At 50.8% G+C, this 12,990-nt stretch carries 13 protein-coding genes and 1 pseudogene; 11 read left to right on the top strand and 3 right to left on the bottom strand.

Going from position 1 to position 12,990, the window contains the following annotated elements:
- Nucleotides 1–2: 2 nt before the first annotated feature.
- Both CFI03_RS13875 and spoVM read left to right on the top strand, forming a co-directional pair.
- Nucleotides 3–293: a hypothetical protein gene (locus CFI03_RS13875; RefSeq protein WP_127493412.1), complete on the top strand. Its 291-nt coding sequence runs from the start codon at nucleotides 3–5 to the stop codon at nucleotides 291–293.
- 143 nt (nucleotides 294–436) lie between these two features.
- Nucleotides 437–517: a stage V sporulation protein SpoVM gene (gene spoVM, locus CFI03_RS13870; RefSeq protein WP_010345573.1), complete on the top strand. Its 81-nt coding sequence runs from the start codon at nucleotides 437–439 to the stop codon at nucleotides 515–517.
- A 496-nt stretch (nucleotides 518–1,013) separates the two neighbouring features.
- On the opposite strand, the gene rpmB is transcribed toward spoVM, so the two are convergent.
- Nucleotides 1,014–1,202, bottom strand: coding sequence for a 50S ribosomal protein L28 (rpmB, locus tag CFI03_RS13865; RefSeq protein WP_015845317.1), 189 nt, complete (start codon nucleotides 1,200–1,202; stop codon nucleotides 1,014–1,016).
- 301 nt (nucleotides 1,203–1,503) lie between these two features.
- Between rpmB and CFI03_RS13860 the strand changes: the two genes are divergently transcribed.
- The 5 genes from CFI03_RS13860 to CFI03_RS13840 all read left to right on the top strand — a co-directional run bounded on the left by CFI03_RS13860 (nucleotide 1,504) and on the right by CFI03_RS13840 (nucleotide 7,056).
- Entirely contained in the window at nucleotides 1,504–1,863 is a 360-nt protein-coding gene (locus tag CFI03_RS13860; protein WP_015845316.1) for an Asp23/Gls24 family envelope stress response protein, read from the top strand.
- 57 nt (nucleotides 1,864–1,920) lie between these two features.
- Nucleotides 1,921–3,750: a DAK2 domain-containing protein gene (locus CFI03_RS13855; RefSeq protein WP_248757681.1), complete on the top strand. Its 1,830-nt coding sequence runs from the start codon at nucleotides 1,921–1,923 to the stop codon at nucleotides 3,748–3,750.
- A gap of 24 nt (nucleotides 3,751–3,774) precedes the next feature.
- Nucleotides 3,775–4,629, top strand: coding sequence for a DegV family protein (locus CFI03_RS13850; protein ID WP_248757680.1), 855 nt, complete (start codon nucleotides 3,775–3,777; stop codon nucleotides 4,627–4,629).
- 11 nt (nucleotides 4,630–4,640) lie between these two features.
- Nucleotides 4,641–6,695, top strand: a complete 2,055-nt coding sequence (recG, locus tag CFI03_RS13845; protein WP_248757679.1) for an ATP-dependent DNA helicase RecG — start codon at nucleotides 4,641–4,643, stop codon at nucleotides 6,693–6,695.
- Nucleotides 6,696–6,768: 73 nt separating this feature from the next.
- A complete protein-coding gene (locus tag CFI03_RS13840; protein WP_127493404.1) occupies nucleotides 6,769–7,056 on the top strand; it encodes a stage VI sporulation protein F in 288 nt (95 codons plus the stop codon).
- Between the two features lie 86 nt (nucleotides 7,057–7,142).
- On the opposite strand, the gene CFI03_RS13835 is transcribed toward CFI03_RS13840, so the two are convergent.
- Nucleotides 7,143–7,841, bottom strand: coding sequence for an SOS response-associated peptidase (locus CFI03_RS13835; protein WP_248757678.1), 699 nt, complete (start codon nucleotides 7,839–7,841; stop codon nucleotides 7,143–7,145).
- Between the two features lie 126 nt (nucleotides 7,842–7,967).
- Between CFI03_RS13835 and CFI03_RS13830 the strand changes: the two genes are divergently transcribed.
- From CFI03_RS13830 to CFI03_RS31330, 4 genes and pseudogenes are all read left to right on the top strand, one after another.
- Complete coding sequence (locus CFI03_RS13830) at nucleotides 7,968–9,263, top strand: DUF2515 domain-containing protein (protein WP_248757677.1); 1,296 nt, start codon at nucleotides 7,968–7,970, stop codon at nucleotides 9,261–9,263.
- 58 nt (nucleotides 9,264–9,321) lie between these two features.
- Nucleotides 9,322–9,717: pseudogene (locus CFI03_RS13825) on the top strand (Y-family DNA polymerase); the annotation flags it as partial.
- A 305-nt stretch (nucleotides 9,718–10,022) separates the two neighbouring features.
- Entirely contained in the window at nucleotides 10,023–10,619 is a 597-nt protein-coding gene (locus CFI03_RS13820; RefSeq protein ID WP_248757676.1) for a hypothetical protein, read from the top strand.
- 75 nt (nucleotides 10,620–10,694) lie between these two features.
- Nucleotides 10,695–10,838: a TIGR03943 family putative permease subunit gene (locus CFI03_RS31330; protein WP_349292477.1), complete on the top strand. Its 144-nt coding sequence runs from the start codon at nucleotides 10,695–10,697 to the stop codon at nucleotides 10,836–10,838.
- Between the two features lie 231 nt (nucleotides 10,839–11,069).
- On the opposite strand, the gene CFI03_RS13815 is transcribed toward CFI03_RS31330, so the two are convergent.
- Nucleotides 11,070–12,980, bottom strand: a complete 1,911-nt coding sequence (locus CFI03_RS13815; protein WP_248757675.1) for an LTA synthase family protein — start codon at nucleotides 12,978–12,980, stop codon at nucleotides 11,070–11,072.
- Between the last annotated feature and the right edge of the window lie 10 nt (nucleotides 12,981–12,990).

The following is a 12,990-nucleotide window of genomic DNA, read 5'->3' as shown; positions in this document are numbered from 1 at the left end:
GTGTGGATGAAGATTTCGAGTTAGAGGAAAGTATTTGGAAGAAACTGTTCTGGATCGCTTTTTACGCGATAACAGCAGGCGTTCTGCTAGGGCTTTTTACGGCCATCAGCTCGCCTATCAAGTACGTATTCTCCCTGGTGGCTCTTTTTATCGCCATTAAATGCTTTAAGCGCTTCTCTACCTGGGGACCGCGGATTTCCTTTATCGTTTCCGCAATAATCGTTTATTTCGCCACGGCTCTTGTCATCGCAATCGTGGTTTATATGCGGGATAATCCGATGCCGGCAGGCTAATAGAATACTAGCCGGCGCTTTGGAATAGGACAGCTTAGCATCGCATAGGATGGTTACATGAACGAAGGTTCGTGTAGCCATTTTTGCGTTTTCATTATTGGTACACATCCAATTTCGATGAGCGTGTCTGAGGAGGGATGGGCATGAAATTTTACACGATCAAACTGCCGAAATTTCTGGGCGGATTCGTAAAAGCAATATTGAATACCTTCCAAAAAAACTAGGTCCGATGCACGGCTTAACGAACGATCGTGGGCAAGGCAGAACGGTCCCGCCATTGTAGAAGCGGCGGGAGGCGTTCTGATCCGTAGAATTCTAAGCGAGATCATAAAGGTGAACTTATAATCCTTTGAATTCAAGGCGGAACGGTTTTGCGTCTATAAGCAGTAAAACGCGTTCCGATCCGGAGAATTCTAAGCCCAATTATAGGGTCAGCTTATAATGCTTAGAATTCAAGGCGGAACGGTCCGCCATTTAGTGCCGGCGGTAGGCGTTCCGATCCGGAGAGTGAAACGGCTCCACTATTTCCGTGTAAGAGGGCGGGTTGCATTCCGGAGAATTGAACAAAGAAAAAGCACCTGAGCTCAGGTGCTTTTTGTCTAAATATAAGAAAGTATAAACAAGTATACGACGCTTATATTTCATAGCGAAACGTTCGCTGCGCCGCCAGAATGACGGCGTCAGCCGTTTGCGCTAGACCGCTCGTTTGGAATCCGTCAATTAAACGCGAGTTACTTTGCCGGATTTCAGTGCACGTGTGCTGACATAAACGCGTTTCGGTTTGCCGTCTACCAAGATGCGAACCTTTTGCACGTTTACACCCCAAGAACGACGGTTTTTGTTGTTTGCGTGGGATACATGGTTGCCTGTACCAGGCGATTTACCAGTAATGAAACATTTGCGGGACATGAGTACACCTCCTTAAGGTTGTGCCGCAAGAAAGCGAGGCTTTCCTGCAAGCATGCGCTTAGAGTTTGCTTTTTGAGCCATTAGCTGCATTGTTAGCACAAGCTGTATTAAAAATACCTGGGTCAAGCCTGCACATAAACATACTTGACTATCGTATCACAATTGTTGTGTATCAGCAACTTAAATGTACATGAAATGATGGATTTTGTCATCGTTTTTGCCTTGCGCCCTTCTATAATCAAGCGGTTTATAGTACAATAATCCTTAGTCCATATTATTTACGGTAAAGGAGTGTATTCCCATACCACTGCAGATTAAGAACGAGCTTGGACAGATAATTGTGAATGATGACTGCATTGCAGTGATTGCAGGCTCTGCAGCCATGGATTGTTATGGGCTTGTCGGGATGGCTTCCCGCAAACAGCTTAAGGATGGCATCGCCGAGCTGCTCGGCAGAGAGAACATGTCGAAGGGCGTCGAGGTACGCCGGGAGAATGAACAGCTTCATATTGAATTGCATATTATCGTAAGCTACGGCACGAAAATTTCCGAAGTCGCGCATAATATACAGAACAAGGTTAAATACGTCCTCAATGATGTAATTGGTCTTCAAGTGGACCAGGTCCATATATTTGTTCAAGACGTAAGGGTATCTACGTAGTCAATGCTTACGAAGTTAGAATTGCTTTTGCAATTCTTTTAGGAAGGGGAATTGTCGTTGAGTAAGCGCTCCATTAACGGATCTGATTTTACCGCCATGGCACTGCTCGGTGCGGAATATTTAGAAAGAAATGTAGACCGGGTTAATGCATTAAATGTGTTTCCGGTGCCAGACGGAGATACGGGTACGAACATGAATCTAACGATTGTCTCGGGGGTTCGTGAACTGCGGAACAAGCCATCCGACCATTTGGGAAAGGCAGCTGAAGCATTGTCCAAAGGACTTCTGATGGGGGCGAGGGGCAACTCGGGGGTTATTTTGTCCCAGTTATTCCGCGGCTTTGCCAAATCGCTCTCCAACCTGGAAGAGGCCGGGACTTTGCAGATTGCCGCCGCCTTCCAAAACGGCGTCGATATGGCTTATAAAGCAGTCGTGAAGCCAGTCGAAGGAACGATTCTTACGGTAGCAAGAGAAGCGGCCAAGCATGCCGTTCAGTATGCCCGCAGAACGAGTGATGTCGTTGAACTGATGCAAGAGATTCATGCGAAGGCAAATGAAGCGCTTCAGCGCACGCCGGATCTGCTGCCGGTATTGAAGCAGGTTGGCGTCGTTGATTCCGGCGGACAAGGTCTCGTCTTTATTTACGAGGGCTTTGTTCAATATTTGACGCATAGCGGTACCATTCAGGAGAAGGTATTCGCATTCCCGTCCGAAGCGGCAGCACCGGAAGAAGTGGCTGCGGCGCAACCGGCTGCGGCGCAACCGGCTGCGGCGAACAGGCCGTCGTCCGCCTTAAAACCGTCCGTGCCGGCATCCGCGCAATCGAAGCTGGCGACGGAGGATATCGAGTTCCTGTACGATATGGAATTCTTTATTAATCGCAAAATCAGCGGGAAACCTGCAGCGTTTTTTAATGAATACGCTTTCAAGAAGGCGCTTGAAAAAGACGGCGATTCGATTCTCGTTATTGCCGACGACGATATTATCAAAGTGCATGTCCATTCCCGCAAGCCTGGAGATGTATTGAATCTTGCAATGGCTTACGGCGAGCTGACGGACTTCCATATTCTGAATATGCGGGAACAGCACCGCGACCTGCTTGAGCATGAAGCGGCGGCTGAGCCTTTTGCACCGGTACCCGAGTACGCGCTCACCGGCGACATTTCGTCGACGGAGCTGCTGGCAGGACCGGCTGCGCAGGTGGTCGCGCCTGAGCAGCTGCATGAGCTTGCGCCATTTGGCATCGTTGCGGTTGCGCTTGGCGAAGGCATCGCGAACATTTTCCTCGGCAACGAGGTGGATATCGTATTGTCCGGGGGACAAACGATGAATCCGAGCACCGAGGATTTCGTGAACGCGATTGAATCGCTGCCGGCGGAGCATATTTACCTGTTGCCTAACAACAGCAACATTATTCTCGCGGCAGAGCAAGCCGCGGAGCTGAGCGGACGCCAGGTAACGGTTATTCCGACAAAAACGATTCCGCAGGGCCTGGCCGCGATTCTTGCCTTCAAGGAAGAGGAATCGGCGGAACGCAACGCGGCATGGATGAAGAGCGCGGCGGAGCAGGTCGTATCCGGCCAAGTGACGCAGGCGGTACGGAATACGTCGATCGACGGCGTAGACATCCAGGAAGGCGACTATATGGGGATTAAAGAGAAGACGATTGTCTCTTCCAAGCCAACCCTGCTTGAGGCTTGCCAGCTGCTGATGGCGGCGATGGCCGAAGAGGGCGGCGAGCTTCTGACGATCCTGACCGGCGAGGACGCGAAGGAATCCGATACAGCCGAACTATGCGAATGGATTGAGGAGGCATACCCGGATATTGAGCTTGAGGTTCATGCCGGCGGCCAGCCTTTATATCCATATTTGTTCGCTATGGAATAGCCATAATAAGTTGGGAGGGGACGTATGGGGAACATACGCATCGTGACCGACAGCGCATCGGACATTCCACTCGCGCTGAGGCAAGAGCTTGGCATTGAGATGGTTCCGCTGAAAATTCTGTTCGGGGAAGAGACTTACTATGATGCCGTTACGATTGATACGGAGCAGTTTTTCGAGAAGGTAGCGGCATCGCCGGCAATGCCTACTTCGTCCCAGCCATCGCCGATGGAGTACCAAGAGGTATACGAACGCATATTGCGGGAGGATCCCGGGGCAACGATTATTTCGATTCATTTGTCGGGCGCGGTCAGCGGAACTTACCAGTCGGCCGTTATCGCCAGCTCGATGATTGACGGAGACCCGGATATTACGGTTATCGATTCGAAAACAGCTTCTTACGCCTATGGCATGCGCGTTGTAGCAGCAGCCAGAATGGCCAGGGAAGGGGCTTCGAAAGAAGCGATTATGACCGAAATCGAGCGGATGAAGCGGGAAACGCAGCTGTATTTTCTCGTGGATACGCTTGAATATTTGCAAAGAGGAGGACGGATCGGCAAAGCTTCGGCTCTTATCGGATCTATTCTTAATATTAAGCCGATCCTGTCGCTCGACAAAGAAGGCTACGTGTATGCCGTAGATAAAATGCGCGGTACGAAAAAAGCAATGGCGCGGATTATGGATATGCTTGGCGATGCCTGCGGCCAGGATCCGGTTATTGTAACAATCGCCTGGAACACGAATAAGGAAGCTGCTCTGGAATTCCTCGAGCTGATTAAAGCCCGCTTCAATGTTCAAGGGGTTGAATACGCAACCGTCGGTGCCGTAATCGGAACCCATGTGGGTCCCGGCACGATGGCTGTGTTCATGCGCAGAGTGTGAGGTAGAGAACAATGACGCTGGAACAGTATTCGGTCCGGCAAATTAAAGGCGTGAGCGCTCCGAAGGAAGAAGAGCTTCACGCCTTTGGCGTTCAGACAGTCGCCGATTTGCTGGATTATTTTCCATTTCGATACGAAGATTACCGCATCCGGGAGCTTGCCGAGATCAAAGACGGCGAGAAGGTGACCGTGCAGGGAACGATTCGCGGAAACGGGATTTTGCAGCGGTACGGCAAAAACAAATCGCGCCTGACTTGCAAAATCGAGGTTAATCATATGCTGGTGACGGCGGTCTGGTTCAACCGTCATTTTCTGCAAAATCAGCTGACGCCGGGCAGAGAAATTATGCTGACGGGCAAATGGGAGCAGCAGCGCCTGCAGATGACCGTGTCGGAATCCGAATTTGCGGACAAGTCTGCCGGCATGGTGAAGTCGGGCACGCTTCAGCCGGTTTATTCCGTGGGCGGAGGGATTACGCAGGCCTGGATGCGCAAAACGATCAAGCAGGCGCTTCTTCAATACGGCGCCATGATTGAGGAAGTGCTGCCGCATGAGCTTGTCGAGCGCCACGGGCTTATGGCAAGGCGGGATGCCGTACAGCGGATCCACGATCCGGGAGAGGTTAAGGAAGGTCTCGAAGCCCGCCGGCGGATGGTCTATGAGGAGCTGTTTCTTTTTCAACTGAAGCTTCAGGCTTACCGTTCTTTAACGCGGAAACGCGGGGACGGCATTGTTCATCAGGTGAACGGGGAGACGATCCGCAACTTTGCGGCTACGCTACCTTTCGAGCTGACGGACGGCCAGAAGAAGGTTGTTAACGAGATTATGTCGGATATGCGCCAACCGGCGGCGATGAACCGCCTGCTTCAAGGGGATGTCGGATCCGGCAAAACGGTCGTTGCGGCTATTGCGCTGTATTGCACGATCAAAGCCGGCCATCAGGGGGCTCTAATGGTGCCGACGGAGATTCTTGCCGAGCAGCATTTGCGCTCGCTGCAGAAGCTGTTTGCGGACACGGGCATAGAGGTCGCTCTCCTGACGGGCAGCTTGACGGAGAAGAAGCGCCGCGATGTGCTTGCCGGGCTGCAGATGGGCATGATCGATATTCTTGTCGGCACGCATGCGCTTATTCAGGACGATGTCTTTTTCCGCAGCCTGGGGTTAGTTGTGGTGGACGAGCAGCACCGGTTCGGGGTGAACCAGCGGAGTATTCTGCGCCGCAAAGGGCTGAATCCCGATGTGCTGACGATGACGGCCACTCCAATCCCGAGAACGCTGGCCATTACGGCGTTCGGGGATATGGATGTGTCCACGATCAAGGAGCGTCCGCACGGCCGTAAAGCCATTAAGACGTATTGGGTCAAGCATGACATGATGGACCGCGTTCTTGGTTTTATCCGGCGCGAGGTTGGAGAGGGACGCCAGGCGTACGTCATCTGTCCGCTGATCGAGGAGTCGGACAAGCTGGATGTGCAAAATGCGATTGATTTGTACGTGCAAATGCAGCAGGCTTTTCCGGATTTGAAGGTGGGGCTCCTGCATGGCCGGCTGTCGGCTTCCGAGAAGGAAGAAGTGATGCGCGCGTTTGGTGCCAACGAGACGCAGCTGCTGGTTGCCACAACGGTAGTTGAGGTTGGCGTCGACGTTCCGAACGCCACGCTTATCATTATCATGGACGCGGAGCGGTTCGGGCTTTCCCAGCTGCATCAGCTGCGCGGGCGCGTCGGGCGCGGGGAGCATCAATCGTTCTGCGTGCTCGTGGCGGATCCGAAGTCGGAGAACGGACGCGAGCGGATGAAGGTGATGACGGAGACCAACGACGGCTTTGAGGTGTCTCGCCGGGATCTGGAGCTGCGGGGACCGGGGGATTTCTTCGGGACGAAGCAAAGCGGCCTGCCGGAGTTCAAGATCGCGGATATGGCGGCGGATTACGAGATGCTGGAGCTTGCCCGCGACGATGCGGCGGAGCTTGCCGGACGGGATGATTTCTGGACGAATCCGACATTCGAACGGATGCGCGTTCAGCTGCTGAAGGATCAAATTTTTCAAGGTGAACAGCTCGACTAAGCAATATCTTCCCTCTTACGGCATATAGTTAAACGATCGAATCATCGGAATGCCGGATGGAGGTGTAAGGCTGGTGAGTTACCAAAAGTACGGCATTCGGCCGCAATTGGTCGAACGCGTCAAATTCAAATTAAAAAATCCGGTCGTTAAGGACCGGATACGGCTGTTGCTGGGCAATGTCACGAAGTATGATCTGCAGGACCGGGTAAAGGTGCGGAAGCTGGTGAAATCAGCGACTTCTATTTTACAGGAACCGCTGACGGATATTCAGGAAGAACAGATTATCGATTTTGTCCTTGCGCAAAAAATAGATCCAAACAACACCTTCCATTTGCTGAAGCTATGGGGGATGTTCCGCTGACCGCTTTGCGGTCGGCTTTTTTTTATTTGGCGATGCTGCCTACATGGAGTTTATAAAGCAGATGGGTGGTGCTCTTTGCCCGTCGACTACCAGAGATGCAGCTGGCCGCCCGGGGTTACCGGTTCGATGCATTCGGCGGTGTCATTCTTGACGCTTCCTACTGCTGGGGATACCGGATAGGCTTCGAGCTCTTCCGCCGCATACGGCAGGAAAAGACGCTGCAAGGCCTGCGGGTCCTGCACGGTCCTGTCGAGCCAGAAGGGCTCGTCCTCCTGGCGCAAAATCACGGGCATCCGGTCGTGGATCGGGGCCATCAGCTCGTTGGGAGAGGTCGTCATAATGGTACAGGTGCTAACGGTGGTTGTGCCGTCCGGCGCAAGCCACGACTCGTATAGACCCGCCATGCTGAAGATGGAGCGGTCCTTGCGGACAATACGCATTGGCTGCTTGCCGCCGTCCGTCTTTTTCCATTCGTAGAAGCCGTCTGCCGGGATCAGGCAGCGCTTGCGGCGGAGAGGCGTCTTGAAGGCCGGCTTCTCGGCGGCTGTCTCGGAGCGGGCATTGAGCATTTTATTGCCGATCTTCGGATCGTCCGCCCAAGGCGGAACAAGCCCCCACTGCAGCTCGCCCAGCCGGTTGCGCTGACCGTCATTAATAATGGCAAGCACCTGCTGGCCAGGCGCCACGTTATATTTGGGACGATGGTAAGGCACCTTCGTCTCGCCGATCATATAACGAATCATCAGTTCCTCGAGCGATACGGTGATGGTATATCTTCCGCACATGGCCAGTCCTCCTAAAACGTTTTTTGGGAAAGCATATGCTTCACGCCCGTTCTTTGCTTTTTATTATGCATGAACAGGCGGCCTGACGGCAAATACTTGTGTTACCAGGATAGAGGAGGGCGGTCGATGTTAAGCAGGGGGAGAGGGCGCGGCCGCTTCGGACTACGGCTTCGTAAAATCAAACAGTTCTTTTCTCTGCCTGCCGCCGCATGGGATTATGCGGTGGGCAAATGGCATGGCCTCGAGGCTTCGCATGAGATGCTCGCGGAAGCAGCTCCGCTGCAGCTTGCCGAGGATGCGGTCGCCGAGCTGGAGGGAGAATGGCGGAAGCTGGAGGAGCAGCAGGCGGAGCAGGTGACCGGCGAATGGAGCGGGCAAGAGAAAATCCTTATCGAACGGATTCGGGCGGAGACCTCCCGTCTGAACCGCAATAACGTGACGCGGACGGAAGCCTACCGGTTGATGTATCAACGGCATCCGGAGCTGCACTGGGCGATGCTGGCCCATCTCGTATCCCGCAACGGCGGGTGGAATATGACGGATCTGGCAGGCGAATGGCTGCCGCAGCTGCTCCCGGGCGATAAGCGCCAGTCGGTCTTCTTGCTGCTAGAGCATGCGAATACGTTTATTTTTGGCGATGCTTATCCGCAGCTGCTGCTCTATGAGGAAAGCGTACGCGTGCAGCGTCCGTTGTTTCATCTGCTTCCGGCCTTTGGGATAACACGGTTTATGAAGCCGGTATGGAAGCAATTCTGGCGAAGACGCGATTCCGTGCCTCTAACGGTGGCGCTTATTGTGAACGAGCAGCATTTCATTGAGCAGCGGGTAGTACAGGACGATTATTTCCGCAAAAACGTACTCGACACCCTTTTCTTCGGCATGCAGTCGCTGCTGCAGCTGAACGCGGTGATGTTCCCGTACCACTATACCAAAGGGGAGCGGGAGCTGCGGCTGGCGGGATTAATTATGGAGGACTTCGACGATCTGTCCGAACGGATCGAATTCGGCAAATCGTTGTATGCCGTTTTATTCGGCGTACCCCGGGTGCGGGAGGGGGCGCTGACCTTTGCGGCGAATGGGCGCCATACCGGGTCAAGGGCGGACTATGCCCCGCATCTGTTCGCCCGGGTACGCCGGGAGCCGCCCACAGCGCTGTACAAGGAGCGATTGTTAGGCGGCAAGCTTCTGCCGGGAGCCGCGCCTCTCTACAGCCCGGAGCTTCGCGATGCCTGGGCGAACCAGAAGCTCGAGACCGCGAAGCGGGAAGACTGGTTCGGCTCGGCTGACGGCATCCTGCCGTATTTCCGAAAGCTGAAGCTCCCCCGCAGCTTCGAGTTGACGAACGAATACGGCCTGCTGCTGAACAAAATTGAGCTTGCCGTGCTTGCTGCCCAGCAGCTGAGGCAGGAGGGGCATCCTTGAAAACGAAAAGAAGCCTGATGTTCCAATCGGAACTTTAGGCTTCTTTTTCATGGCATATGAATATAAGAACGATCCGGTCGTTGTGGCCGGCGATCCTTCGAGGCGTTCGGGCATTATTCTGGCAGCTTGTCCGCTTGCGAAGCAGTACGGCGTGACAACCGCCGAGACCCTTGGCGAGGCGCTGGGCAAATGTCCGCACCTCGTCATTATCAAGCCGAGGATGCAAGCTTATATCGATGTCTCGCTAATGATTACCGACATTTTTCGTTCGTTTACCGATCTGGTGGAGCCCTTCTCCATCGACGAACAGTTCCTGGACGTTACCGGTTCCTTGTCTTACTTCGGCTCTCCCGAAGAAATTGCAACGCAGATCCAGACCAAGATTATGCTCTACACCGGCGTATGGGCCCGGGTAGGCATCAGCTCCAACAAGATTCTGGCCAAGATGGCAACAAGACTACCTTAGAATATTGTACAAAAATATAGAAGTCCGTAAACTCAAGGTCTTAGAAGCTTTTGGCGTTGTACATAAATGTTTTTCAGAGCACTGTCAGAAGAAAAGAAAGTTCTAGACCCTGATAATAAAGTCTTAAACTGACACTACTTCATTAAGCTAACGGGGAACGATAGTTGAATAGCCGAACGAATAAAGCTGCCGGCATGCAACTGGCAGCTTTATTACGTTAACGGGCAGGATAGTTGAATAACCGCATCCATTAATTGTAAGATAAGTGGGTAGAAATAAAGGAGGGAGTTTAATTGAGTAATTTCACAATAAAGTCTTTTGCTCCGTACTCACTAAACTACTTAATCTATATACAAAATGCGTTTATTTCTAGCAAAGATGAGGTGCTTAAATTTCCATCTCTTGAAACTACTCATTGGGGGCTTCTTGAGGATAAGCATTTTCGTGAATCTTATAAAAAAGTTTGGGGTGAGATGGTAAGGCGTATTTCGCAGAACTCTTTGACAGATCATAATGGGATTTTAGTAACGGAACAAACTTTATTCCGAAAATTATTTAAAGCAGATGAACAAGGTGAAAAAGGATTTGAGGAGAGTCGGAAATCATTCTATGCTTGGTTCTCAAGCCTTACTGGGCAATTAACAATTGAACGAGCGGCGGATCATATTATGTATTACGAGATCGATATCTATAATAAAGTTTCAAATACAATTTACCGCCATGATAGAACTAACCAGGAATTACTTATAAGCTTAATTTACGATGAGTGTTTATTTGATGTCAGTACAGGTTATTCATGGCACTCCATTGTCTCACTTAAAGATATTTTTTTAGATAAAAAAACCTTAGTCTCAATTATTAACGAACGTTGGAATCAAGGGGAAACTTAGTATTGGTATAATTTGTTCTCAACTAACGGAGAACGTTAGCTCCATCAAGCAACCCAGGATGAAGCAACCGCCATTATGGCAGGTTGCTTTTTCTCAACTATTGGAAAAACCGTAGTGATCAGCGGTTTCGTATACCGCGAAGATGATATGGCTTCTAGCCGATTTGTTGTGTCCCGTATGGTCATGTCATGTTGTCGGCAGATGCATGCAGATGCATAGCCCTATGGAATTATGGCTGAGTGGAGCAAAGTGGCCGATCTAGGCAAGGATTCCTGGATTACCTTGACCGGCGAGATTAGCTTAAGGAATATTCCCTATACTGGATACAAACCTAAATTAAATGGTATTGCTTGGTAGGACTCGTTCTCTTCTGATGAAATTATTTGCATTTAAAGCAAATGGTCATGCAGGCACAAACCTGCATGACCATTTTTTCTTCAGCTATATTCTTTATTTCGTTATCTCAACCATCTTGTTGTTGTTCTGCGGGTTGACGTCCTTATCGCTTATTTTCGGAAGTGAAGCAACATATTCGTCAGACATACTGATCAGTCGATGAGCAACCGTATACGTACCTTTACTATCAAGCGGTGTAGTAACTGGGCCACCTTCTAACGGATACGTGATGCCGTCGGTATAACCGGAGCCCGGTACAAAAGCACCTTTATCCGAAATAAATGAACCGGATGGCAGGTAATAACGTTCTGGCAGAATGTTTGTTGTATGATTCAGCAGATCCTGACCGAAATGTACCTGATCCTTGAGCGATACGCCAATCAGGTTGGACACCGTCGGGAATATATCCGATTGTCCGCCGACCTGCTGGAATACTTTAGACTTTTCGTTTGGTACGGACATAATAAGCGGTATATTCATCATATCCGGCAGCGCATAGTCACGGCCGTAGATTTCTTTCATCAGCTTCTTCTCGTTATTGTTCAACGAATAAATCGGCAGACCTTGATGGTCACCGTATAGAACGATAACGCTGTTGTCCCAGATGCCTTTTTGCTTCAGCTCATTGATAAATTGGCCAAGTGCGTAATCCGCATAATTCTGGGCTTCGATATAGTCGCCGACCAGCGTATTTTTATAACGGGCCGGGAGCTCCATCTTATACTTGCTTTCCGGTATCCGGAAAGGATGATGCCCGGACATAGAGATCAATTGCACATAGAACGGCTTGCCGGTTTGCTGCATCCGTGCCAGCTCATCGGATGTCTTGGCATACAGTACTTCATCGGACGGACCAAAAGCCACAGGATCTTCTTTGCCAAAGAACCCGTCATCATAATATTTCTCCCAGCCAAGAGCTTTATAGAGCTGGTCACGGTTCCAGAACACAACGTTATTTGTATGAAAGGTAGCCGTCTGGTAGCCGTTTGCGGCAAAAGCTTTCGGCATGCTTGGCAGCTCTTTATTGGCATATACCTCGGAAGCCGCGCCATTTGGCGGTACGTACAGCGAAGTGTTCACCACGTATTCGGCATCGGCCGTATTGCCTTGTCCAACTTGTTGGAAGAAATGAGGGAAGTAGAAACCTTCCGCCGCGAGCTTATTCATGTTGGGGGTAATTTCCTTGCCGTCTATCTTCAGATTAATTAAGAAATTCTGGAAAGCTTCCAACTGAATAATGATGACATTCTTCCCTTTGGCCGCTTCCCAATAGGCAGGCTGAGCTGGCTCAGCGCTGCCTTTTTCCTGTTCGACCATCGCCGGAGTAACCTTCTCCGCGCCTATTGGCAGGTCCTTGGAGGAGGCAAAGGTGGCATAGACCTCATAATTCAGGATACCCATGTTCTTAGCCTGCTGAAATTCATTCATATCCTGCCGGTACGGAAGGATGGCGGCAGTGCAGGCAGCAAGCGCAAGCACCTGACCGGCAGCAAACCAGCTGCGTCCTTCGCGGAAGGATAACATTTTGCCCCAGGCACGAAATCGGCGGCTGAATGCCATCAGCGCGAAGGCGACTACAATATCCGTAAAGATAAACAGAAAATAGGGATCCATCAGCGAAATGACGCTGCTGTTAACTTCGGATACCTGGTTGACCTGGCGAAGCTCGTGATAAGTAACAATCACGCCAAAATATTTGTAATACATAATAATGGCAAAGTAAATGCCGGTAAGAATCAGATCGCTGATCAAATAGGTGAGAAGCTTTTTTCGGTAAGCGAAAGATTCAATCAGGCAGAAAATAAACCCAATGGAGGCAATGCCAGTCAGAAGCATTTTAAATAAATCTTTTGTTCCACCGTTAAATACAATAAACCAGACGAGCAGCATTTTGAAAATCATAATGATGGAAAAAATCAAGAAGGGCTTGCCCAGAAATGATCTCCATCTATATCCGTTATGCAAAACCAATCGT

This window comes from Paenibacillus sp. ATY16 (assembly GCF_003399985.2).
Taxonomy (GTDB): Bacteria; Bacillota; Bacilli; order Paenibacillales; family Paenibacillaceae; genus Pristimantibacillus; species Pristimantibacillus glycanilyticus.
The sequence above is the reverse complement of the archived record's forward strand: the minus strand, read 5'-3'. Positions and strand labels throughout refer to the sequence as shown.

Excerpts from the sequence above, each read along its gene's own strand:
- spoVM (WP_010345573.1), top strand. The coding sequence starts at position 437 with ATGAAATTTTACACGATCAAACTGCCGAAATTTCTGGGCGGATTCGTA.
- rpmB (WP_015845317.1), bottom strand. The coding sequence starts at position 1,202 with ATGTCCCGCAAATGTTTCATTACTGGTAAATCGCCTGGTACAGGCAAC.
- CFI03_RS13850 (WP_248757680.1), top strand. The coding sequence starts at position 3,775 with ATGGGGAACATACGCATCGTGACCGACAGCGCATCGGACATTCCACTC.
- recG (WP_248757679.1), top strand. The coding sequence starts at position 4,641 with ATGACGCTGGAACAGTATTCGGTCCGGCAAATTAAAGGCGTGAGCGCT.
- CFI03_RS13835 (WP_248757678.1), bottom strand. The coding sequence starts at position 7,841 with ATGTGCGGAAGATATACCATCACCGTATCGCTCGAGGAACTGATGATT.
- CFI03_RS13830 (WP_248757677.1), top strand. The coding sequence starts at position 7,968 with ATGTTAAGCAGGGGGAGAGGGCGCGGCCGCTTCGGACTACGGCTTCGT.
- CFI03_RS31330 (WP_349292477.1), top strand. The coding sequence starts at position 10,695 with ATGGCAGGTTGCTTTTTCTCAACTATTGGAAAAACCGTAGTGATCAGC.